This is a genomic window from Janthinobacterium sp. BJB301, assembly GCF_002735685.1.
Classification (GTDB): Bacteria; Pseudomonadota; Gammaproteobacteria; order Burkholderiales; family Burkholderiaceae_D; genus Janthinobacterium; species Janthinobacterium lividum.
Genome location: NZ_PDZJ01000002.1, coordinates 397,972 through 418,913, shown reverse-complemented (window position 1 = coordinate 418,913; position 20,942 = coordinate 397,972). Strand labels below are relative to the sequence as shown.

Genomic DNA, 20,942 nt, shown 5'->3' with positions numbered 1-20,942 from the left:
TCTGGTCTGTCCGCGGCAATGGAAGTCTGCGTGGAGATATCATAGCTTTTTTATGCAGGTGGTGCAGCTTGCCAATCCGTGATTTGCGCTGCTTCAATGGCGACGCGCACATGGGCGAGGAAGCGCGCGCGCGAAATGGGCGCCGCGCCCAGCGAGGCCAGGTGCTTCGTTTCTTGCTGGCAGTCAATCATGGCCACGCCGCGCGCGTGCAGAAAGCGCACGAGGTGCGCCAGCGCGATCTTCGAGCCATCCGTCACGCGCGCGAACATCGATTCGCCATAGAACATGCGTCCGATCGACACGCCATACGCGCCGCCGACCAGTTCTCCATCGAGCCACAGTTCCGACGAGTGCGCGTAGCCCAGCTTGTGCAAGCCCGTGTAGCCGGCGATGATTTCGTCGGAAATCCACGTGCCCGGGCCATCCTTGCGCGGCGCTGCGCAGGCGCGCATGACGGCGTCGAAATCGCCGTCGAAGCGCAGTTGCCAGCGACCGTCCGTGGCGGCGCTGCGTTCGACCTTGCGGATCGCCTTGGCCAGGCTGTCGGATACCTTGAAGTCCTCCGTCATCAGCACCATGCGCGGATCGGTGCTCCACCACAAAATAGGCTGGCCTTCGGAAAACCAGGGGAAGATGCCGCGCCGGTAGGCGTCGAGCAGGCGCGCGGGCGACAGGTCGGCGCCGGCCGCCAGCAGGCCGGGCGCCTCGTCGGTGAGGGCGCGCGAAACGTCGGGAAACGGGGTGTGGGTATCGAGCCAGGGAATCATGCGGCGTCAAAGGTGGCAGTTGGTGGAGGCTTATTCGGGGGCTTGCTCTGCATCCGTGCGCGCCATCGGGCGCGTGATGTCGCCCGTATGGAAACCATAGCTGCCGCCTTCGCGGATTTTCACGCGGTCGGCAAAGAACAGTTCCAGGGTGGCGCGGATGGTGGGAAATGCCAGGTCATCCCAGGGTATCTGCGCTTCCGTAAACATCTGCACGTCCAGGCTTTCGATGCCCGGCGCGAAATCGAGGTCGCGCAGGCGCGCCAGGTAAAACAGGTGCACCTGGTGCACGCGCTGCACGTTCAGCAGTGAAAACAGGGGGCCCAGTTCGATATTCGCGCCCGCTTCCTCCACCGTTTCGCGTTCGGCCGCGTCGGATGTCGTTTCATCGTTTTCCATGAAGCCGGCAGGCAGGGTCCAGTAGCCCAGGCGCGGCTCGATGGCGCGCTTGCACAGCAAGACCTGCAGCTGGCCATCCTCTTCCCACACGGGGATGGAGCCGACCACCATTTTCGGGTTCTGGTAATGGATGGCGTCGCAGTTGGCGCAGACATAGCGCGGACGGTTGTCGCCTTCCGGAATGGAGAGGCTGACAGGATGGGCGCATTCGGAGCAGAATTTCATGGGCGGGCTTGGGAAAATGGAAGTCTAGTGTAACGCTTACTGTACACCGATTGCGCGCGGCGTGGCGTGTCGGGCGGACACAATGCCAATCGGCAATTGGCCGGGGTTTTTAATTAAATAGCTCTATTGCAGCCTAAGTTGAGATAGCTATTGCCTAAGCCACCCGTTTGCCCTTATAATTCTTGTGCGGGGTGGAGCAGTCTGGCAGCTCGTCGGGCTCATAACCCGAAGGTCACAGGTTCAAATCCTGTCCCCGCAACCAATACCGGAAAGCCGCTGATTCTTGCAAAAGATCAGCGGCTTTTTCCATTGCTGGCCAACGACAATATCCGGCAGACAGGGCAGGAATGACATTGTCAATTCACGCCTTTACGCCGCGCAACAATCTGGTATATAATTCGTCTGCGGGGTGGAGCAGTCTGGCAGCTCGTCGGGCTCATAACCCGAAGGTCACAGGTTCAAATCCTGTCCCCGCAACCAATTCGAAGCCGCTGATTTCTCGCAAGAGAATCAGCGGTTTTTTCGTTGTGCGCCGCAGTTCACTCCTGCGCCTGGCGTGCATACACCACCAGCCGCAGATGGCGGTCCGCATCGATGGTGAGCGAGGTGTGTTCATATGCGACCTCCCCGCCGTCGATTGTCAGGCGGCGCACGCCGGCACATGGCGCATGCACGTCGTGGCGGCGCCACCATAACTTGAATTCGGGCGAGACTTTTTCCAGTTCCTCCACCAGCGCGTGGATATCCGCTTCCTGCGTGGCGCGCGCATAGTCGCGGCGAAAGCTCGACAGCATCAGCGGCGCCTGCTCTTCCCACGCCGCGAAGCGGGATCGCAGCAGCGGGTCGGTAAACAAGAGCCACAGCAGATTGCGGCGCGAGGCGGCATGCGCGCCGAAGCCAAACAGGGTGTCGGCGCCCCCGTTGAACGCCAGCACGTCCCAGCGCAAATTGAGCACATACGCCGGATGCGCCAGCTCGTGCATCAGGCGGCGCACCAGCGGCGGTACCACGCAAAACGTCTTGCCCTCTTCGGCCGGCGGACGCGCATGCGCCAGCAGGAACAGGTGGCGGCGCTCGCCCGCGTCCAGTTTCAGCACTTCGGCCAGCTTGTCGAGAAAGGCGCTCGAGACGCCGATGTCGCGCCCCTGCTCCAGCCAGGTGTACCAGGTCAGCCCCACGCCGGCCAGCGCCGCCACTTCTTCGCGGCGCAAGCCCGGCGTACGCCGCCTTCCACCGCCGGGCAAGCCCACGTCTTCCGGCGACAGGCGTGCGCGCCGCGCCTGCAGGTAGGCGGCTAGTTCGTGGCGGGTGCGGGCCAAGGTGCGCATGGTGTTGCCTTTCCGGTAAGCCTGTTGCTATCAGTAATAGCATAAACAGTTAAATTGTAATTGTTTATATTGTATTCCAGAATGCCTGCTTTCTTTCCGAAAGCTTGCCCATGTCCGACTCTTCCTCCTCCAGTAGCCTCGCGCCTGCCACCGCCGCGCTGCCTGCCACCGTCTACCTGATCGCCATGGGCGCGTTCGCGCTGGGCATGGCGTCGTATGTGACGGCGGGCTTGCTGCCGATGATCGCCAGCGCGTTCTCCGTTTCCCTGGCGATGGCGGCGCAACTGGTAACGGCGTTTACGCTGGCCTATGGCCTCGGCTCGCCGCTGGTGGTGGCCTTGCTGCCGGCGCGCGCGCAGCGCTCGGGCCTCCTGATCGCCCTGGCCGTGTTCGTGCTGGCGAACGGGGGCAGCGCGCTGGCGCCCGGTTTCAGCAGTTTGCTGGCATGGCGCGCCATTGCCGGCGTCGGAGCGGGCGTCTACCTGGCGCTGGGTATCGCGGCGGCGGCCGGCGTGTCGGCGCCGCAGCAGCGGGGCAAGGCCATCGGCGTGATCATGGGCGGCATGGCGGGCGGCACGGTGCTGGGTGTGCCCTTGAGTTTGCTGCTGGCGCAGCAGCTGGGCTGGACCGCGGCCCTGTGGCTGGTCGCCGTCCTTGGCGGGCTGGCGCTGGCGGCCTTGCTGTGGAAGCTGCCCGCGCTGCCGGCGGTGCCGGCCACGTCGCTGCGCCGCAAGCTGGTCTTGCTGGCCGATGGGCAGGTGCTGTCCATCCTGCTGGTATCGCTGCTGGCGGCCATCGCCAGCCTGGGCATGTACACGTTTATCGCGCCGTTGCTGGCGTGGTCGGCGCAGGGGGCGGCGCTGTCCGCCACGCCCTTCCTGTGGGCCTGGGGCGTGGGGGGGATCGCGGGCAGCGTGCTGGTCGGACCGTGGGCGGACAAGGTGGCGGCGCCGAAACTGACCTGCTTCATCTTGCTGCTGCTGGCGCTGGCCTTGTGCGCGCTGCCGCTGGCGGCCGGCTGGTCGGCCTGGCTGATGCTCGCGCCGATCGTGCTGTGGGGCGCGGCTGGCTGGGCCTTGCAAGTGCCGCAGAACCAGCAACTGCTGGCCGTGCGCGCGCGCCAGGGCGATGGCAACCTGGCCATCGCCCTCAACGAATCGGCGCTGTACCTGGGCAGTGCCATTGGCGCGGCCACCGGCGGGGTGCTGCTCCTGCTCGACTGGCCCATGTGGCTGCTGGCGGCCGGTGCCGCCCTGGTCGCCGCCGCAGCGTTGCTGCTGCAGTTGCCTGCCGCGCGGCGGACTTAAGCCTTTTTCGCCAGCTGCATGCCCACGGGCAGGGCGCGGATGCGCTTGCCCGTGGCCGCGAAGATGGCGTTGCACAGGGCTGGCGCGATGGGCGGCGTGGCCGGTTCGCCCACGCCGCCCAGCTCCATGTCCAGGGTGCCCGGCACCAGGTGCGTGTGGATCACGCGCGGCGCGTCGGCGGCGCGCAGCACGGCGTAGTCGTGGAAATTGCTTTGCTCGACCCTGCCATTCTTGAAACTGATTTCGCCGCTCATGGCCAGCGACAGGCCCATGATGCAGGCGCCCTCGATCTGCGAGCGCACGCGGTCCGGGTTGATTTGCGGCCCGCAATCCATGGCGATGTCAACCCTCGGCACGATGACTTCGCCGGCCGCATTGATCTCCACTTCGATCACGGCCGCCACATAGGTGACGAAACTGTAGGACACGGCCAGGCCCAGCCCCCGTCCCTTGGGCAGCTTGCGGCCCCAGCCCGCCTTGGCCGTCGCCAGCTCGATCACGTGGCGCATGCGGCCGATGTCGACCGGATACTTCGCCGGATCTTCGCCATAGTTCCAGCCGTCCGACAGGTCGGCCGGGTTGATCTTGCGCGCGGGGCCCAGCAGCGCGAGCAGGTAGTCGCGATGATCCTTTTTTGCCGCATGCGCCAGTTCGGCCGTGAACGACTGGATGGCAAACGCGTGCGGGATATTCGACACGGATCGGAACCAGCCGATGCGCGTGTGGGCCGGCACTTCGGGCACTTCGACGCGGATGTTCGCAATGGCGAACGGCACGTTGATGGCCGACATGCCCAGCTCGAACGGCGCCTGCTTGTTCGCGCCGGCGGCAAAGGTCGAGGTGATGGTGGGCGCGGCCGTGCGGTGCAGCCAGGCCGTCGGCATGCTTTTCGCGTCCAGCGACGCTTCCAGCCGTTCGACGGAGACCGTGTGCAGGTAGTCGTGCTGCAGGTCGTCGTCGCGCGTCCACGTCAGCTTGACGGGCGCGCCATCCATGGCTTTCGACAGCAGCGCCGCCTCGACGGCGAAATCGGGTTTCGATTTGCGCCCGAAGCCGCCGCCGAGCAGGGTCACGTGGACGGTCACGTCGTCATATGCCAGGCCCAGGGCCTTGGCCACATTGCTGCGCGTCGCTTGCGGCGCCTGCACGCAGGCCCATACTTCGGCCTTGCCGTTGGCGATGCGCACGGTGGCGGCGGGCGGCTCCATGGTGGCGTGGGCCAGGTGGGGCAGATAGTATTCGGCACTGAATTTCCGCGCGGCGGGAGCTGCGGCCAGCGTGGCCACCGTCTTGCCCTGGTCGCGCGCCGGGCTGGCCGGCTGGTGCACGGCCGCTTCCAGGGTCTTGCGGAAGGTCTTCGAATCGTAGCTGCCGTTCGGGCCATCTTCCCATTCCAGCACCAGCGCTTCGCGGCCCTTGATGGCGGCCCAGGTGTTGCTGGCGATGACTGCCACGCCGCCCAGCGGATTGAACATGGCTGGCGGCGGACTGCCCGCCAGTTCGACGATGCGCAGCACGCCCGGCACTTTCAGGGCCGCCGTCTTGTCCACGCTTTTCAGCTTGCCGCCAAAGACGGGAGGGCGGGCGATGACGGCGTACGCCATGCCGTCGAGGCGCGTATCGATGCCGAAGTGGGTATTGCCCGTGACGATGTCGTGCAAGTCGATGCCGCGCGTGCTGGTTTGGCCGATGTAGCGCAGCTCGCCCGCCGTTTTCAGGCTGATGCGCGCGCGTGGCGGCACCGGCAATTTGGCCGCTTCTTCGGCCAGGGCGCCGAAGGACAGCGAGCGTCCGCTGGCCGCATGCACGACCGCGTGGTTGACGGCTTTGACTTCCGTCACGGGTACGTCCCAGCGCACGGCGGCCGCCGTTTCCAGCATCAGGCGCGCCGTGGCGCCCACGTGGCGCATGGCGCGGAACGAGTGGCGCATGCTGCGCGAGCCATCCGTATCCTGGCTGCCGTAGCGCGCTTCGTCGGCGGGCGCTTGCTGCACGCGCACCTGCGCCCAGTCGGCGCCCAGTTCGTCGGCCGCCACCATGGGCAGGCTGGTGCGGATGCCCTGGCCCATTTCGGAGCGGTGCGCCACGATGGTGACGATGCCGTCGGCACCGACCGACAGGAAGACCAGGCTGTCGTCGACCACGCCGCCAGCCATCTTCTCGCCGCCGTATTTGACGGCATCGGCCGCCATCACGAGGCCGGAAGGGCCGGCTACCAGGGTCAAACCGGCCAGCGCGCCGGCGGCCTTGAGCCAGTTGCGCCGCGCAGGCGAATGTACGGCAGGAGTGTCATGCATGCTCATTTGGCCGCTCCTTTCGCGTTGATGCTGGTCGCGGCCTGCTTGATGGCCGCGTGGATGCGAGTATAGGTGCCGCAGCGGCAGATATTGCCGCTCATCGCTTCGCGGATTTGCTGGTCGTTCGGCCTTGGGGTCTTGTGCAGCAGGGCCGTGGCCGACATGATCTGCCCGGCCTGACAGTAGCCGCATTGGGGCACGCCATGTTCCTGCCAGGCCTGCTGCAGCGCCAGGCCGACCTTGTCTTCGCCCACGGCTTCGATGGTGGTGATCTTCTTGCCGGCGGCGGCCGACATCGGCGTCACGCAGGAGCGGATGGCTTCGCCATCGAGGTGCACGGTGCAGGCGCCGCACAGGGCCATGCCGCAGCCGAATTTGGTGCCGGTCATGCCCAGTTCGTCGCGCAGGGCCCACAGCAGGGGCGTGTCTTCAGGCAGCGCAAGCTCGTGCTGCTTGCCATTGATGGTCAGGGTCGTCATGTTTATTCCTCGGTGTGGGATGGTGCGGGAAAGCGCGACGGCCATCCACCATACGGATGAGCGCATCAGTACGGGATGGTAGCACCGCCCGCCCTGCGCTGCAGGATATGGGGCCGGTGGCATACTGCGGCTTCTGATAGCGGAGTTTTCATGACATACCTCACAACGGCTCCGGGCTTGCCCGATATCCTCGCTTCCGGCTTGCAAGTGGTTTTTTGCGGCCTCAATCCGGGCGTGGACGCGGCGGCGGCCGGCCACCATTTTCTCGGCCGCGGCAACCGTTTCTGGCCGGTGCTGCACCTGGCCGGCTTCACGCCGCATCTGGTGGCGCCGCAAGACGATGCCAGCGTGCTCGGTTTCGGGCTGGGTTTGACGGCGGCCGTCGGGCGCCCGACCAGCCGCGCGGACCAGGTGGGGGCGGACGAGTTCGCGCAAGCGGCGGCGGGCCTGCAGCATAAACTGGCATTGCTGCAGCCGCAGTGGATCGCCTTCCTGGGCAAGGCTGCCTACGCGGCGATGACGGGGAAGCGCCAGCTGGCGTGGGGCGAACAGCCGGAGCGCTTCGGCGGCGCGCGCGTGTGGATATTGCCCAATCCCAGTGGGCTCAATCGCGGCTATTCGAAGGAGCGGCTGGTCGACGCGTATGCGGAACTGCGGCGTGCGCTGGACTGATACCGGGCTGGCGTTCAGCGCACCTGCGCATGGATGGCGGGGCTTAGCGGGCTTGCTCCAGCTGCGCATACACGGCGTCGGCGATCTTGCCCAGCTCCCGTTTGGGCAGGCTCGCCGAGAGGGCATAACCAAGCTGGCCGTCGATCCAGTAAAACACGCTCAGCTCCTTTTCCTGCGTATAGCGGAAGGCCGTTTCCTGCCTGCCGGCCCGTTCTTTCGCCACATACAGGGTCAGGCGCTTGCCGCCGCCATCCTCGTACATGAATTGCGCCACGGGGCCGTCGCCATCGCCGGGCAGCAGGCGGCCGCCGATCAGGTGATAGCCGAGCGGTGACAGCGCGGGCGGCTGCAATTTGCTGCCCAGGCGTTTCGACAGCCATTGCACCAGGTGCGCCTCCTGTTCGACACCCACTTCCACGGGATGGCGCACTTCGGGCGTGTAGACGGCATGGGCGATGGCGGCGCTGCGCGCCAGGGACATCGGGCTGGCGCTGGTGGTCCGCATGTCGCCGCCATCGCCGCGCAGCAGCCAGCCGCCCATGCCGCCTGCGATCACCAGCACGATGGCCGCTGCCGCCTGCATGGCGTGGCGCTGCCAGGCGCCGTTCGCCGCCGGTGGCGATGCCGCCTGCAGCAGGTACGGCGGCACGGCTTCGTCCAGCACGGGGTCGAACAGGGCGCGCAATTGCCGGTTCTGTTCGCGCCAGGCGTCCACCCTGGCGGCATCCTCGGGGTGTGCGCGCAGGTGGGCGTCGACAGCCGCGCGCTGCGCCTGGGGCAGGACGCCGTCGGCCAGGGCGTGCAATTGCGCTTCGCTGATGGCTTGCGTTGTCATTTCACGACTTTCAGGGTAGGGGCGCCATGGCTACCGGCCGGGTGGCCATCGAGCAGTTCGCGCAGCCGCTCGCGCCCGCGCGACAGCCGCGACATGACCGTGCCGACGGGGATGCCCAGGGTGGACGCCACCTGCTCATACGGCATCTGTTCAAGCGCGACAAGCAGGATGACTTCGCGCTGCCCCAGCGGCAAACGGGCCAGCGCCGCATCCATTTCGCCGATGGCGATGGCTTGCCCCGGCGCGTGCTCCGGGGCGGGCAGCAGGGCGTCGTCGTCGATTTCCTGCAGCGCCAGGCCGGGGCGGCGCAATTGATCCACGTGCAGGTTGTGCATGATGGAAAACAGCCAGGGCCGCATCTCGCCACCCCGTTGCCACTGGTCGAACTTGCGCCAGGCCCGCTCCACGGTGTCCTGCACCAGGTCGTCCGCGTGCGCGGCGCCCACCAGCGCGCGCGCATAGCGGCGCAGGCCGGGCAGGCAGGCTTGCAGTGTGCGGCTGTCCTCTTGCGTGGTCATCGTGGCGGCGGGAGGGGGGGCTTAGGGCTTGACGACGTGCCACACGTTCTTGAAATTGTCGCCGGCCACGTCGCCCGGTTTCTTGTCTTCCTTGTACAGGTACAGCGGCTTGCCCTTGTAGGTCAGCTGCATGGCGCCATTGTCTTCGCGCTTGATGCTGCCATACGGGGCGGCGGGCGCCGCTGCGGTGGCGATGACGGCGGGCCAGGCCACCAGGCAGCCGCCGCTGCAGGCGCTCTTGCCGCTGTCGGCGACATCCTTGTCGAACACATACACGGTCATACCGCTGGCGTTGACCAGCATGCCGTTGGCCGGCATGACGTCGGCGGCAAAGGCCAGCGGGGCGGACAAGGCGGTGAAAAGGGCGGTGGCGGCGAAAGTGGTAAAGCGCATGATGGTCTCCTTGAGGTTTTGAGGGCTTGCAAGGGATAGACGCATGCCGCCCGCCGTTTATTCCCGCGCAGGCAAAATATTTATTTCCGGCGCATGCAGGCTGGCCCACAGGTGGGCGGCCGCCATGGTGCGGTGCGGCGCGTACTGGCGCAGCCACTGTTCCGTGCGCGCCATGTCCGGCTTGCTCTCTTCGCCGAGCAGCTTTTGCAGGGCGGCGCGGATGGCCACGTCGCCATGCAGCGAGCAGTCGGCATAGCCGTAGCCGCGCAGCAGCGCGTAATTGACAGTCCACGGGCCGATGCCCTTCACGCCCAGCAGCGCCTGCGAAATGGCCGCCACGTCGCCGGAGGGCGGCAGCTCCAGCGACAGCTCCCCATCGTTGACGAGGTGGGCCAGGCGCAGCACGGTTTCGGCCTTGGCGCGCGAGAATTTGTGGCTGGTCAAATCCTCGATTTCCAGCCTGGCCACGTCGCGCGCCTCGGGATAGCACCACAAGCCGTTGCCGTGCTGGCGTCCCGCCTGCAAGATGAAGGTGCGGCGCAGGGCGATGGCGAACGGCAGGTTGATCTGCTGGCCGATGATGGCCCAGGTCAGCGCCTCGAAGGGACTGGCCGACTGCACGATGCGCAAGCCCGGATTGCGCCGGACCAAAGGCGCCAGCAGCGTGTCGCCGGCGGCCAGTTGCGCGAACGGCTGCGGGTCGATGCGCAGGCCGAGGATATTGAGCAGGGCGCCAGGCAGCGGCGTTTGAAGACCGGCATCGTCATCGCTGTCGATGTCGGCGCGGCAGATGGCCGCGGCGTCCGTGAACGCCACGTCCAGCACCACGGGCACGCCGCGCAGCAAAATACCCTTGCGCAGGCCCATCGGCGTGACTTGTTCGGCCACGGCTTGCGCATCGCGGCTGTGGAAGGCGATGACATCGTCGCGGCGGTAGCCGGCGGGAAGGGGGAGGGTCCAGTGCAGCAGGGTCATGGTAGGCCAAAGTCAGGGACGGTATCAGGGAGGCGATGCGGGCGCACCGCGTTTCTTGCTGTTTGCCTTCAGCGCGCGCAGATGTCGGTGGTGGGCGGGCTCAGGGCCGCCGCGTGCTGGATCTGCAGGGCGTCGGGCACGCCATTTTTCACGGCCGTCAGTTCGGCCAGGATGGAAATGGCGATTTCGGCCGGCGTCTTGCTGCCGATGTACAGGCCGATGGGGCCATGCAGGCGCGCCAGCTGTTCCGCGCTGACGTCGAACTGCAGCAGCCGTTCGCGGCGCCTGGCGTTGTTGGCGCGCGAGCCGATGGCGCCCACGTAGAACGCAGGGGACTTGAGCGCTTCCATCAGGGCCAGGTCATCGAGCTTGGGATCGTGCGTGAGGGCGACGACGGCGCTGCGGCTGTCGAGCTTTAATTCCAGCACGAGATCGTCGGGCATGGCGTGCAGCAGGGGCACGCCGGGCACGTTCCAGCCGCCCCGGTATTCCTCGCGCGGGTCGCAGACGATGACGTGGTAATCCATGGCCGTGGCGATTTGCGCCACGAAGCGCGACAGCTGGCTGGCGCCGATGATCAGCAGGCGCCAGCGCGGGCCATGCTGCGTGGTGAGTACGCCATCGTCCAGTGCCAGCACGGCGCCCGGCGTGGCGCGCTGCAGGGTGACGGCGCCGCTGCGCAAGTCGAGGCGGCGCTCGACCAGTTCATGGGCTTCCAGGCGCGCCAGCAGTTCGGCCACGCGGCTGCCCGCATGCAGCGGCTCGATGGCCAGTTCGATGGTGCCGCCGCAGGGCAGGCCGAAGCGGTGCGCCTCGTCGGCGCTGATGCCGTAGCTGACGATTTCCGGCAGCGTGCGCACGATGCCGTGCACGCGCACGGTGTCGATCAAATCATCTTCGATGCAGCCGCCGGAAACGGAGCCGACCACCGTGCCATCGTCGCAGATGGCCAGGGTGGCGCCCACGGGGCGGGGGCTGGAACCCCAGGTCTTGATGACGGTAACGAGTTCGCAGCGGTGGCCGGCGTCGAGCCAGGCGGCGCTGGTTTTCAGAACTTCAAGGTCGATGCTGTCCATGGCGCGCAGGAGGAAAGCCGCAGGTACGCGGCAAAGTATGGAAAAGTATTCAAGATTGTGGATATACTACCTGTTCCATCACCCTGCGGAGAATTTTCATGTCAAATGAAGTCAAGACGCAAGAAGAGGGTATTCCCAAGTTCGGCAAGCTGCTCATCGTCCTGTTTTTAGCCGTGGTGTTCTGCGGTGCCCTGACCTGGATCATGGGCACCTACTTCCCCAACTTCCCGGGCGCCTGAGCAAACCCTGTTTGATCAGGATGAAGAACGTCTGACAGAACCGTAGCGAGCGGCAGCGATTTGTGGCCGAGAAGCGTAACTGTGCTTGAGCACAGTGAGCATCGCAGACCGCAAAGCGCGACGCGCAGTAGGTTATGGTAGGCGTTCTAAGGCTTGAGCGGTTTCTTCGCCGCCTGCTTGGCGCGCACGTCGGTGACGGCGCGGTTCACGGCGGCCATGCGCGAGTTGGTGCCGGGATGCAGCGCCGTGTAGCCATTGGCGACCGTGGCCGGCACTTGCGTGGCCAGGCGCTGCCAGAAGCGTGCGGCGTTGTCGACGTTGTAGCCGGCGCGCGCCAGCAGGTAGATGGCCAGGGTGTCGGCTTGCACGTCGAGTTCCTGCGGCATGGCCTTGATGCCGGCGGCGCCCGTCAGCATCGACACGTCGGGCTGCACGGCGCCCAGGCTGTCGATGATGCTGCCGGCCGTGCCTGCCGTGCGCTGGCTGCGCGCGTGGTCGAGGATGTTGTGCGCCATTTCGCGGGCGATGACAAAGGCGATGCCTTCGTCGTTTTGCGCCGCATTGACCATGCCGCGCGTGAGCATGATGCGCGCGCCGTCCGAGTAGGCGTTGACATTGTCCGCATTGCCCAGGGCGACGCGGAAGGCGCAGGCGCGCGTGACGGGAATCTTCAGGTCCTGCTGCTGGCCATCGCGGGCGATGGTCATGTTCAGGCTCGCGCTTTTCGAGGCCAGCGGGCCGACGATGGCGCCGAACGGGCCTTCCGCTTTCGGCCCGGCCGGCAGCGGCTTGCCTTCGGCGGCCAGCAAGCCGTCGCCCTTGCGCAAGCCGGCGCGCGCTGCGCCGCTGCCCGGCAAGACGCCGGAGACCTGCATCTGTTCGCCGTAGCCGAGGGCCGCCTGGGCCGCGTCGGCATAGATGCCGGGGTAGGAATACTTGTTCTGCGCCGTGAAGCCCAGCAGGTTGCGCGCATACGTCTTGCACAGGTCCGCATTGTTGATCAGCAGGGGCGCCGAGACTTTCGACAGGCGGTCCTGCAGCGCCACCATCTTCACCAGTTCTTCCTGCGCCGCCTTTTGCTGCGCCGTCGGGGCGGGCGCATCGGGTGCCGGCACGACGTTGAACGGACCGCTGACATGCGTCGTTGGCGTGGTGCAGGCAGAGAGAAGGGCAACGCAAGCCACCAGCAGTGGCGAGGCCAGATGGCGCAGCGAAGTCGGGGCTGGGATCAGATGGCGGAAACCTGGCATGAGAAAATCCTTAATGTTTGCCGGTGCTGCCGAAACCGCCAACACCGCGTTCGCTGTCGCCGAATTCCTCGACGACGTTAAAGCCCACTTGCAGCACCGGCACGATAATCAGTTGCGCCAGGCGTTCCATGGGATTGAGCGTGAAAGCGCTCTGGCCCCGGTTCCAGGTCGATACCATCAGCTGGCCCTGGTAATCGGAGTCGATCAAGCCTACCAGATTCCCCAATACGATGCCGTTTTTGTGGCCCATGCCACTGCGCGGCAAAATCATGGCCGCATACGACGGGTCGCCGATGTGGATGGCCAGGCCGGTGGGAATGAGCACCGTCTGGCCGGCTTCGATGGTGATGGCTTCATCGATGCAGGCGCGCAGATCCAGGCCGGCGCTGCCCGGCGTGGCGTAGGCTGGCAGCAGTTCTTTCATGCGGGCGTCGAGGATCTTGATGTCGATATTTTTCATTGAAGCTAAGTCGTCTAAAAATGGATTATTTGAGCAGTGAATTTTTTGCCAGCCGCTTCGAGATTTCCGAAATCAGCTGGCGCGCCAGGTTCAGTTTCGAGGCGCGCGGCAGCACGGTATGGCCTTCCTCGTCGAACAGGATGATGGTGTTGTCGTCCTGGCCGAACGTGTTCTGGCCGATATTGCCGACCAGGAGGGGAATCCCCTTCTTTTCTCGCTTGGTCGAGCCGAATTCCACGAGGTTTTCCGATTCGGCGGCAAAGCCGACGCAGTACGGATAGCCGGCCAGGTTGGTGCGTGCCGCCACGGTGGCAAGGATGTCGGGGTTTTGCGCGAACTGCAGTTCGGGCACGGAGCCATCGGCCTGCTTTTTCATCTTCTGGTCGCTGGCGTTGGCGACGCGCCAGTCGGCCACGGCGGCGACAGCGACGAAGACATGCTGGCCGTCGACGTGGGCCAGCACGGCATCATGCATCTGCTGCGCGCTTTGCACGTCGATGCGGCGCACGCCGAAGGGCGCGTCCAGGGCCGTGGGGCCGGAAATGAGCAGCACCTCGGCGCCCGCTTCGCGCGCCGCGCGCGCCACCGCATAGCCCATCTTGCCCGAGGACAGATTGGTGATGCCGCGCACGGGGTCGATGGCTTCAAAAGTGGGGCCGGCCGTGACCAGCACGCGCTTGCCCGCCAGGACTTTCGGCTGGAAGGCGGCGATCAGCTCCGTCAGCAGCTGTTCCGGCTCCAGCATGCGGCCCAGGCCAACTTCGCCGCACGCCTGTTCGCCGGCGGCCGGGCCGAACAGCTTGATGCCGTCGTCGCGCAGCTGCTGCACATTGCGCTGCGTGGCGGGGTTCTGCCACATTTCCACGTTCATGGCCGGCGCCACCAGCAGGGGCAGGTGGGAAGGACGAGCCAGGCACAGGGTCGACAGCAGGTCGTCGCACACGCCGTGCGCGAGCTTGCGCAGAAAATCGGCCGAACACGGCGCGATCAGGATGGCGTCCGCATGGCGCGTCAAATCGATATGCGCCATGTTGTTGTCGATGCGCGCATCCCACTGGCTCGTGTGTACGGGGTGGCCGGACAGGGCCTGCATCGTGACGGCCGTGATGAAGTGGCTGGCCGCATCCGTCATCACCACTTGCACCGAGGCGCCGGCCTTTGTCAGCGCGCGGCACAGTTCCGCCGCCTTGTAGCAGGCGACGCCGCCCGAAAGTCCCAGAACGATTTTTTTGCCGGACAATTCCATGCCGTTCTCCTGCGTGTCTATTTGTTTACCCGGCGCAGTTCATCGATGATGAACAGGGCCGCGCCGATGCAGATGGCGCTGTCGGCGATATTGAAAGCGGGGAAATGGCCCCAGCTTTTCCAGTGGAAGTCGAGGAAATCGACGACGTGGCCGTACATCAGGCGGTCGATGGCGTTGCCCAGCGCGCCGCCGAGTATCAGCGCCAGGGCCCAGCAGAACATGCGCTGGCCGGCGTGCTTTTTCAGCAGATAGATGATGTAGATGGCGGCCGCCAGGGCGATGCCGGTGAAGAAATAGCGCTGCCAGCCGCCCTGGTCGGACAGGAAGCTGAACGCGGCGCCCTTGTTATACGCGAGCACCAGGTTGAAATACGAGGTGATGACCATCTCTTGCGCATAGCGGAAGGTCTTCAGGATCGTGATCTTGGTGATCTGGTCGAACAGGATGACGATGGCGGCAATGCCCAGCCAGGGCACGAGCGACGCCGAGGATGACGATTTCGATGAAAAACGGTTTTTAGTGGCCATATTTTTCCAGGGAAGATAAAGCCGCCGCCTGGTGGCAGGCGGCGGTTGGAAGCGGGATGCAGGCAGCGCCCCGGGGTGACAGTCTATGCGAAACGGCGCGATTCGCCCTTGCCAAACAGATTGCTGACGCAGCGGCCGCACAGGGTAGCATGCGCGGCGTCCGTGCCCACGTCGCTACGGTAGTGCCAGCAGCGCTCGCACTTCGGCGCCGTCGACGCGGTTACGACCACTTCCTCGGCCGCTTCGTCGGCCACCTCGGCCACCGTGGCTTGCGAGGTGATGAAGACGAACTTCAAGTCCTCGCCCAGGGTGGTCAACAGCTTGTATTTCATCGGCGCGGCCTTGATCGTCAGTTCCGCCTGCAGCGACGAACCGATGGCGCCCGAGGTGCGCAAGTCTTCCAGCTGTTTTGTCACGTCCGTGCGCACGGCGCGCAGTGCCGTGTATTTCTCCAGCAGGCCGGCGGCGTCCGAAACTTCCGGCAGCTGCCACCAGGTTTGCGTGAAGATGGTTTCATCGCTGGCGGCATAGGCTTCGCTTCCTGCGAAGACGGCCCATGCTTCTTCGGCCGTGAACGACAGGGCAGGGGCCATCAGGCGCAGCAGGCTTTGCGTGATGTGCCACAGGGCCGTCTGCGCGGAACGGCGCGCGTGCGACGTCAGGCCCGAGGTGTATAAACGGTCCTTCAGGATGTCCAGGTAGAAGCCGCCCAGGTCTTCCGAGCAGTACGTCTGCAGCTTCGACACCACCGGGTGGAACTCGTAGCGCGCATAGTTGTTCTCGATCTGCGTTTGCAGCGACGCCATGTTGGCCAGCGCATAGCGGTCGATTTCGAACATTTCCGCCACCGGCACGGCGTCCGTGGCCGGATTGAAGTCCGACGTATTGGCCAGCAGGAAGCGCAGGGTGTTGCGGATGCGGCGATACGATTCCGTCACGCGTTTCAGGATCTCGTCGGAGATCGACAGCTCGCCCGTGTAGTCGGTCGACGCGATCCACAGGCGCAGGATGTCCGCGCCCAGGGTGTCCGAGATCTTTTGCGGCGCCAGGGTATTGCCCAGCGACTTGGACATCTTCTTGCCTTCGCCATCGACCGTGAAGCCGTGCGTCAGCAGGGCTTTGTACGGTGGACGGCCGTTCAGCATCGACGACACGAGCAGCGACGAGTGGAACCAGCCGCGATGCTGGTCCGAGCCTTCCAGGTACAGGTCGGCCGGGAATTGCAGCTGCGTCGAGTGCGAGCCATGGCCTTGCGGGCCACCCAGCACCGTCTGGTGCGTGGCGCCGGAATCGAACCACACGTCCAGCGTGTCCTTGTTCTTGGCGTAGATGGCCGCTTCGTCGCCGATCAGGTCTTTCAAGTCCAGCGCCTGCCATGCCTCGATGCCGTTCTTTTCGATCAGCTTGGCCACTTGCTCCAGCAGTTCCGGCGTGCGTGGATGCAGGTCGCCCGTTTCCTTGTGCACGATGAAGGCCATCGGCACGCCCCACTGGCGCTGGCGCGACAGGGTCCAGTCGGGACGGTTGGCGATCATGCCGTGCAGGCGCGCCTGGCCCCAGTCCGGGAAGAACTCGGTGTCGGCGATGCCTTGCAAGGCCGTTTCGCGCAGGGTTGCGCCGCCGTCCTTCGGCGTCACGTCCATGCCGGCGAACCACTGCGAGGTGGCGCGGTAGATGATCGGCGTCTTGTGGCGCCAGCAATGCATGTAGCTGTGGTCGAACATCTTGACTTCGAACAGCGCGCCCGCTTCGCGCAAGGCGTTGCAGATCGGCTTCGACGCTTCCCAGATGGTCATGCCGCCGAACAGGGGCAGGGTCGAGGCGAACTTGCCGTCGCCCATGACGGGCTTGATGATGTCGTCGTCCTTCATGCCGTGCGCCTTGCACGAGATGAAGTCGTCCAGGCCGTAGGCTGGCGCCGAGTGCACCACGCCCGTGCCGCTTTCCGTGGTCACGTATTCGGCCAGGTACAAAGGCGACAAGCGGTCATAGAACGCGTCGGCCGCATGCAGCGGGTGGCGGAAGCTGATGCCGGCCAGGGCCGCGCCGTCGCACGTGGCGATGGTCGTGCCATCGAGCTTGAAGCGCGCCAGGCTGGCGACGACCAGGTCTTGCGCCAGGATCAGCAGCAGCGGCTGGCCATCGCGCTCGGCTTTCACCAGCGCATATTTGACTTCCGGGTGTACGTTCAGGGCCTGGTTCGACGGGATGGTCCACGGCGTGGTGGTCCAGATGACGATGAAACCGTTATCGGTCGGCAGGGAAGGCAGGCCGAAGGCGGCCGCCAGTTTTTCCGGCTCGGCGAATTTGAACCCGACGTCGATGGCGGGATCGCGTTTTTCCGCGTATTCCACTTCCGCCTCGGCCAAGGCCGACTGGCAGTCGAAGCACCAGTTGACGGGCTTCAGGCCGCGGTAGACATAACCTTTTTCCAGCAGCTTGCCCAGCGCGCGCAATTCGTCGGCTTCATTGCCGTGCGCCATAGTCAGGTAGGGGTTGTCCCACTCGCCCAGCACGCCCAGGCGGATGAAATCCTTTTTCTGGCGCTCGACCTGCACGTTGGCGTAGGCGCGGGCCTTTTCCAGCACTTCGGCCGTCGGCAGGTTCTTGCCGTGCAGTTTTTCGATCTGAATCTCGATCGGCATGCCGTGGCAATCCCAGCCCGGCACGTACGGCGCGTCGAAGCCGGCCAGCGAGCGCGACTTGACGACCATGTCCTTCAGGATCTTGTTGACGGCGTGGCCCAGGTGGATATCGCCATTCGCGTACGGCGGGCCGTCATGCAGGATGAATTTCGGGCGGCCGGCGGCAGCCTTGCGCACGCGCTCGTAAATCTTCTTGTCTTGCCATTGCTGTACCCATTGCGGCTCGCGCTTGGCCATGTCGCCGCGCATCGGGAACGGGGTTTCCGTCATGTTGACCGGGTATTTGCTTTCAGGCTTCTTGTTCTGCTTGGGCGTGGCTGGCTTGTTTTGATCGGACATAATCTTCTTTAATGGTATGGAGTATATTTTTGCAGCGGGTTGGCGGCGGCAGGTGCCGCCAGGCGGTGGAGTTGGCCGGCGTCAAATTCGGTCGGTGGCGGTAATGGCGCCGCTGCGCTGCTCAAAATACGCACGCGCCTGGTTCGAGTCGCGCTCGATGGCGGCCGTCAGGGTGGGCAAATCGTCGTACTTCTCTTCGTCGCGCAGTTTTTCCAGGAATTCCACGCGCACCAGCTTGCCGTAGCAGGACTGGGCGAAATCAAACAGATGCACTTCCAGCAAGACGCGGCCGCTGTCGTCGACGGTGGGGCGCACGCCGAGGCTGGCCACGGCCGGCAGCGGCACTGGTCCCAGGCCATGCACTTGCACGATGAAGATGCCGGACAGGGCGGGGCGGTGCGCCACGCGCAGGTTCAGGGTGGGAAAGCCGAGGGTACGGCCCAGCTTCTGGCCGTGGATGACGTGGCCGGAAATGGCGTACGGATGGCCCAGCAACTGCGTGGCCAGCGGGAAATCGCCGGCGGCCAGCGCCAGGCGCACGGCCGAGGACGAGATGCGCGTGCTGCCGCTCATCACGGTAGGCAATGTTTCTACATGGAAGCCATATTGGCGGCCCGCTTCCTGCAGCATGGCCACGTCGCCGGCGCGCCGGGCGCCATAGCAGAAGTCGTCGCCGACCATCAGCCATTTCACGTGCAAGCCGTCGACGAGGACTTTTTCCGTGAATTCCTGCGGCGTCAAGGCGGCGAACTGGGCGCTGAAGTGCTCGACGACGACACGGTCGATGCCGGCGTCGTCCAGCGATTGCAGCTTGTCGCGCAAGTTGGCGATGCGCTGCGGGGCTTTGGACAGGTCGCCCGCGCGCTGCGCGAAGAATTCGCGCGGGTGTGGTTCGAACGTCATCACGGCCGCTTCAATGCCGAGTTCGGTCGCGGCGCCGCGCACGCGCGCCAGCAAAGCCTGATGGCCGATGTGGACACCGTCAAAATTGCCGATGGTCAGAGCGCAAGGCGCTCGTGCCTGGGCATTGGGAAGTCCGCGGAATACCTTCATAGGAATCTGATGAAAAACTGTGCCAAAAGGGGGATTATACGGACTGTTTCAGGGATGCACACCCGGCAGGGCGGGCACAGGGCGAATTTCACTGCTGAAATAACAAAAAGCGTTGCCGGCGGGTGTGCTGGCAACGCTTTTGGATGGCACTCGACTAGCTGCCTGCAACTCCCGGAGGATGTTGTCTTATTTATTCATCAACGTCCAGTAGCGGGCCAGGTCAGCCGCGCCATCCGTGCCCTTGACGGCTTTGAGTGCTGTCGAGGCATTGGACTTCTTGCCGGCGTGAATGTAAGCGATGCCCAGATGCAGCTTGGCTTCTTCCGCATACTTGGCGCTACCCATTTTCACGGCATCGTTCATCAAGCCCAGGCCCTTGTCGGCCTGGCCGTCGTAGACCAGGGCGAAGCCCAGCTTGCTCAAGCTGTCGGCGTCCTTGTTCTTGACGTATTCCGCTTCCGATTTGGCGGCGTTGGCTTTCAGCTCGGCCTGGGTTTTCAGGGCCAGGTCTTTCAGGCGCTGGTGACGTGGCGCATCGGCGCCGGTACCCAGTACGCCTTTTTTGTAGCCTTGCTCGATGATGCTCAGCGCTTCGCCAGGATTGCCTGCTTGCAGGGCCAGCTGGCTGATTTCCATGTATTCGGAAGGTTTGCTGAACAGGCCGTTGGCCAGGCGCAGGCGCTGGACGTCCAGGGCCAGGCGTTGCGAGAAGCCAGGCTTGCCCGAAACGCGGTTCAGCAGGTCAGCCCAGTAGCTGGTTTTCGGATAGCTCGATGCCAGTTTTTCCAGGGTGGCGACGTAGCCGCCCTTGTCGTTTTGCTTCAACTGGATGTTGGCCAGCATTTGCAGGCTTGCTTCCGAGTTGCCGCCGCGCGATTGCAGTTCTTTCGCCGCTTCGGCGTAGTTGCCGCTGACGTAGTAGGTCTGGATCAGCAGTTCGCGCATCTGGGCATCGTCGCGGTCTTTCAGCGAGCGCTTGATCCAGGTGATGGTGTTCGGCCAGTCCTTGGCGCGGTAGTACATGCCGGCCAGGGCTTGCGTGAATTTCGGGGCTTCGGCGGCGCTCAGGCGGCCGGAATTGATGACGGCTTCAAAGGCCTTGATGGCGGTGCCGTTGTCACCGGCGGCGGCAGCGGCCGAAGCGCGCACGCGTTCGATCTGGTAGCTTTCAAAGGCGGTCTTGCCGCCGACGCTGTCAGCTTCGCGCAGCTTGGCCAGCGCTTCCTTGTTTTTGCCGCTGCTAGCGAGTTTTTGCGCTTCTTGCAGTGGCTTGCCCACTTCGGCACGCACGGTGTCCGCGGCGTATGCCAGCGAGCCCAGGCCGATTACGGGAGTTGCTGCGGTAAAACCGATAGCGGCCATGACGAGGCCGAGATGAGCGAGACGAAACTTGGACATAAGAAAGTCTTTCAGTAAAAAGCGAATAGGCAGGAAGTCCTGCCTATTCGGATGTAAAGAGAACCTGATTGCTGCAGCTTACTGGAATTGCTCGTTGCCGACCAGACCGATTTTGGTCACGCCCAGACGCTGCGCCGACGCCATCACACCGGCGACGACTTTGTATTCCACCAGCTTGTTCGGACGCAAATGCACTTCCGGCTGGTCTGCTTGCGCAGCAACGTTGCTCAGCTTGGCTTCCAGCGAAGCGCGGTCAGGAATGACCTGATTGTCCCACAAGATCGTACCGTCAAAATCGACATCGATCGTGACGACCACTGGTTCGGTTGTCGGTGGCGGCGGGGTGCCGACCGGCATGTTCAAGTTCACCGAGTGGTTTTGCTTAGGAATCGTGATGATCAACATGATAATCAGCACCAGCATCACGTCGATGAGGGGCGTCATGTTCAGTTCCATCATTGGTTCCGGATCCGCGCCTGCTGCGCTTCCCGAACCGACATTCATACTCATAGTGTTT

21 protein-coding genes and 2 tRNA genes are annotated in these 20,942 nt (G+C 64.7%); 5 read left to right on the top strand and 18 right to left on the bottom strand.

All coding sequences use genetic code 11. The features are described from left to right. Positions 1–50: 50 nt before the first annotated feature. Together aat and CSQ91_RS15195 are read right to left on the bottom strand one after the other, a co-directional pair. Complete coding sequence (gene aat, locus CSQ91_RS15200; RefSeq protein WP_099388849.1) at positions 51–767, bottom strand: leucyl/phenylalanyl-tRNA--protein transferase; 717 nt, start codon at positions 765–767, stop codon at positions 51–53. 30 nt (positions 768–797) lie between these two features. Next, complete coding sequence (locus tag CSQ91_RS15195) at positions 798–1,388, bottom strand: NUDIX hydrolase (RefSeq protein ID WP_034785201.1); 591 nt, start codon at positions 1,386–1,388, stop codon at positions 798–800. Between the two features lie 185 nt (positions 1,389–1,573). Between CSQ91_RS15195 and CSQ91_RS15190 the strand changes: the two genes are divergently transcribed. Further along, positions 1,574–1,650: transfer RNA gene (locus tag CSQ91_RS15190), tRNA-Met, on the top strand. Between the two features lie 141 nt (positions 1,651–1,791). Continuing rightward, a tRNA-Met gene (locus tag CSQ91_RS15185) sits at positions 1,792–1,868 on the top strand. 59 nt (positions 1,869–1,927) lie between these two features. On the opposite strand, the gene CSQ91_RS15180 is transcribed toward CSQ91_RS15185, so the two are convergent. Continuing rightward, a complete protein-coding gene (locus CSQ91_RS15180; protein WP_099388848.1) occupies positions 1,928–2,716 on the bottom strand; it encodes a helix-turn-helix transcriptional regulator in 789 nt (262 codons plus the stop codon). A gap of 110 nt (positions 2,717–2,826) precedes the next feature. Between CSQ91_RS15180 and CSQ91_RS15175 the strand changes: the two genes are divergently transcribed. Next, positions 2,827–4,023 carry an MFS transporter gene (locus CSQ91_RS15175; RefSeq protein ID WP_099388847.1) on the top strand — a complete coding sequence of 399 codons (1,197 nt, stop codon included), beginning with the start codon at positions 2,827–2,829 and terminating at the stop codon, positions 4,021–4,023. Here the strand turns inward: CSQ91_RS15175 and CSQ91_RS15170 are convergent. Together CSQ91_RS15170 and CSQ91_RS15165 are read right to left on the bottom strand one after the other, a co-directional pair. Then, positions 4,020–6,326 (bottom strand): xanthine dehydrogenase family protein molybdopterin-binding subunit, encoded by a 2,307-nt coding sequence (locus tag CSQ91_RS15170; RefSeq protein ID WP_099388846.1) that lies wholly within the window; start codon positions 6,324–6,326, stop codon positions 4,020–4,022. The genes CSQ91_RS15175 and CSQ91_RS15170 overlap by 4 nt on opposite strands. Continuing rightward, positions 6,323–6,799: a (2Fe-2S)-binding protein gene (locus tag CSQ91_RS15165; RefSeq protein ID WP_070281329.1), complete on the bottom strand. Its 477-nt coding sequence runs from the start codon at positions 6,797–6,799 to the stop codon at positions 6,323–6,325. The genes CSQ91_RS15170 and CSQ91_RS15165 overlap by 4 nt, the downstream gene beginning before the upstream one ends. 150 nt (positions 6,800–6,949) lie before the next feature. On the opposite strand from CSQ91_RS15165, the gene mug reads away from it, so the two are divergent. After that, entirely contained in the window at positions 6,950–7,471 is a 522-nt protein-coding gene (mug, locus tag CSQ91_RS15160; RefSeq protein ID WP_099388845.1) for a G/U mismatch-specific DNA glycosylase, read from the top strand. 43 nt (positions 7,472–7,514) lie between these two features. Here the strand turns inward: mug and CSQ91_RS15155 are convergent, their stop codons facing one another. From CSQ91_RS15155 to CSQ91_RS15135, 5 genes are all read right to left on the bottom strand, one after another. Beyond that, on the bottom strand, positions 7,515–8,306 hold the full coding sequence (locus CSQ91_RS15155) for an anti-sigma factor family protein (RefSeq protein WP_099388844.1): 792 nt from the start codon (positions 8,304–8,306) through the stop codon (positions 7,515–7,517). Further along, entirely contained in the window at positions 8,303–8,824 is a 522-nt protein-coding gene (locus tag CSQ91_RS15150; protein ID WP_099388843.1) for an RNA polymerase sigma factor, read from the bottom strand. The genes CSQ91_RS15155 and CSQ91_RS15150 overlap by 4 nt, the downstream gene beginning before the upstream one ends. Before the next feature lie 21 nt (positions 8,825–8,845). Continuing rightward, complete coding sequence (locus CSQ91_RS15145) at positions 8,846–9,217, bottom strand: COG4315 family predicted lipoprotein (RefSeq protein WP_099388842.1); 372 nt, start codon at positions 9,215–9,217, stop codon at positions 8,846–8,848. Between the two features lie 57 nt (positions 9,218–9,274). Beyond that, positions 9,275–10,192, bottom strand: coding sequence for a DNA-3-methyladenine glycosylase family protein (locus CSQ91_RS15140; RefSeq protein WP_070281326.1), 918 nt, complete (start codon positions 10,190–10,192; stop codon positions 9,275–9,277). Positions 10,193–10,260: 68 nt separating this feature from the next. Further along, the gene (locus tag CSQ91_RS15135; protein WP_070281325.1) at positions 10,261–11,268 is read right to left on the bottom strand and encodes an XdhC family protein; all 1,008 of its coding nucleotides are present in this window, start codon (positions 11,266–11,268) and stop codon (positions 10,261–10,263) included. A gap of 98 nt (positions 11,269–11,366) precedes the next feature. Between CSQ91_RS15135 and CSQ91_RS28955 the strand changes: the two genes are divergently transcribed. After that, positions 11,367–11,507 carry a hypothetical protein gene (locus CSQ91_RS28955; protein ID WP_162835767.1) on the top strand — a complete coding sequence of 47 codons (141 nt, stop codon included), beginning with the start codon at positions 11,367–11,369 and terminating at the stop codon, positions 11,505–11,507. Between the two features lie 146 nt (positions 11,508–11,653). On the opposite strand, the gene CSQ91_RS15130 is transcribed toward CSQ91_RS28955, so the two are convergent. The 8 genes from CSQ91_RS15130 to CSQ91_RS15095 all read right to left on the bottom strand — a co-directional run bounded on the left by CSQ91_RS15130 (position 11,654) and on the right by CSQ91_RS15095 (position 20,935). Next, a complete protein-coding gene (locus CSQ91_RS15130) occupies positions 11,654–12,757 on the bottom strand; it encodes a M48 family metallopeptidase (RefSeq protein WP_099388841.1) in 1,104 nt (367 codons plus the stop codon). 10 nt (positions 12,758–12,767) lie between these two features. Continuing rightward, complete coding sequence (gene dut / locus CSQ91_RS15125; protein ID WP_034785229.1) at positions 12,768–13,217, bottom strand: dUTP diphosphatase; 450 nt, start codon at positions 13,215–13,217, stop codon at positions 12,768–12,770. Between the two features lie 25 nt (positions 13,218–13,242). After that, positions 13,243–14,463 carry a bifunctional phosphopantothenoylcysteine decarboxylase/phosphopantothenate--cysteine ligase CoaBC gene (coaBC, locus tag CSQ91_RS15120; protein WP_034785232.1) on the bottom strand — a complete coding sequence of 407 codons (1,221 nt, stop codon included), beginning with the start codon at positions 14,461–14,463 and terminating at the stop codon, positions 13,243–13,245. A gap of 17 nt (positions 14,464–14,480) precedes the next feature. Next, complete coding sequence (lspA, locus tag CSQ91_RS15115; protein ID WP_034754175.1) at positions 14,481–14,990, bottom strand: signal peptidase II; 510 nt, start codon at positions 14,988–14,990, stop codon at positions 14,481–14,483. Between the two features lie 83 nt (positions 14,991–15,073). After that, positions 15,074–17,974, bottom strand: coding sequence for an isoleucine--tRNA ligase (gene ileS / locus CSQ91_RS15110; RefSeq protein WP_099388840.1), 2,901 nt, complete (start codon positions 17,972–17,974; stop codon positions 15,074–15,076). Between the two features lie 81 nt (positions 17,975–18,055). Beyond that, positions 18,056–19,027 (bottom strand): bifunctional riboflavin kinase/FAD synthetase, encoded by a 972-nt coding sequence (locus CSQ91_RS15105; protein WP_034785236.1) that lies wholly within the window; start codon positions 19,025–19,027, stop codon positions 18,056–18,058. Positions 19,028–19,213: 186 nt separating this feature from the next. Next, positions 19,214–20,425, bottom strand: coding sequence for a hypothetical protein (locus CSQ91_RS15100; RefSeq protein ID WP_070281322.1), 1,212 nt, complete (start codon positions 20,423–20,425; stop codon positions 19,214–19,216). A gap of 78 nt (positions 20,426–20,503) precedes the next feature. Continuing rightward, positions 20,504–20,935: an ExbD/TolR family protein gene (locus CSQ91_RS15095; protein WP_177886013.1), complete on the bottom strand. Its 432-nt coding sequence runs from the start codon at positions 20,933–20,935 to the stop codon at positions 20,504–20,506. Positions 20,936–20,942 lie beyond the last annotated feature (7 nt).

Coding starts and splice junctions, on each gene's coding strand:
- lspA (WP_034754175.1), bottom strand. CDS start 14,990: ATGGCCACTAAAAACCGTTTTTCATCGAAATCGTCATCCTCGGCGTCG.
- mug (WP_099388845.1), top strand. CDS start 6,950: ATGACATACCTCACAACGGCTCCGGGCTTGCCCGATATCCTCGCTTCC.
- coaBC (WP_034785232.1), bottom strand. CDS start 14,463: ATGGAATTGTCCGGCAAAAAAATCGTTCTGGGACTTTCGGGCGGCGTC.
- CSQ91_RS15155 (WP_099388844.1), bottom strand. CDS start 8,306: ATGACAACGCAAGCCATCAGCGAAGCGCAATTGCACGCCCTGGCCGAC.
- CSQ91_RS15165 (WP_070281329.1), bottom strand. CDS start 6,799: ATGACGACCCTGACCATCAATGGCAAGCAGCACGAGCTTGCGCTGCCT.
- CSQ91_RS15135 (WP_070281325.1), bottom strand. CDS start 11,268: ATGGACAGCATCGACCTTGAAGTTCTGAAAACCAGCGCCGCCTGGCTC.
- CSQ91_RS15170 (WP_099388846.1), bottom strand. CDS start 6,326: ATGAGCATGCATGACACTCCTGCCGTACATTCGCCTGCGCGGCGCAAC.
- CSQ91_RS15140 (WP_070281326.1), bottom strand. CDS start 10,192: ATGACCCTGCTGCACTGGACCCTCCCCCTTCCCGCCGGCTACCGCCGC.
- CSQ91_RS15150 (WP_099388843.1), bottom strand. CDS start 8,824: ATGACCACGCAAGAGGACAGCCGCACACTGCAAGCCTGCCTGCCCGGC.
- CSQ91_RS15100 (WP_070281322.1), bottom strand. CDS start 20,425: ATGTCCAAGTTTCGTCTCGCTCATCTCGGCCTCGTCATGGCCGCTATC.
- ileS (WP_099388840.1), bottom strand. CDS start 17,974: ATGTCCGATCAAAACAAGCCAGCCACGCCCAAGCAGAACAAGAAGCCT.
- CSQ91_RS15195 (WP_034785201.1), bottom strand. CDS start 1,388: ATGAAATTCTGCTCCGAATGCGCCCATCCTGTCAGCCTCTCCATTCCG.
- CSQ91_RS15175 (WP_099388847.1), top strand. CDS start 2,827: ATGTCCGACTCTTCCTCCTCCAGTAGCCTCGCGCCTGCCACCGCCGCG.
- CSQ91_RS28955 (WP_162835767.1), top strand. CDS start 11,367: ATGTCAAATGAAGTCAAGACGCAAGAAGAGGGTATTCCCAAGTTCGGC.
- dut (WP_034785229.1), bottom strand. CDS start 13,217: ATGAAAAATATCGACATCAAGATCCTCGACGCCCGCATGAAAGAACTG.
- CSQ91_RS15095 (WP_177886013.1), bottom strand. CDS start 20,935: ATGAGTATGAATGTCGGTTCGGGAAGCGCAGCAGGCGCGGATCCGGAA.
- CSQ91_RS15145 (WP_099388842.1), bottom strand. CDS start 9,217: ATGCGCTTTACCACTTTCGCCGCCACCGCCCTTTTCACCGCCTTGTCC.
- CSQ91_RS15180 (WP_099388848.1), bottom strand. CDS start 2,716: ATGCGCACCTTGGCCCGCACCCGCCACGAACTAGCCGCCTACCTGCAG.
- aat (WP_099388849.1), bottom strand. CDS start 767: ATGATTCCCTGGCTCGATACCCACACCCCGTTTCCCGACGTTTCGCGC.
- CSQ91_RS15105 (WP_034785236.1), bottom strand. CDS start 19,027: ATGAAGGTATTCCGCGGACTTCCCAATGCCCAGGCACGAGCGCCTTGC.
- CSQ91_RS15130 (WP_099388841.1), bottom strand. CDS start 12,757: ATGCCAGGTTTCCGCCATCTGATCCCAGCCCCGACTTCGCTGCGCCAT.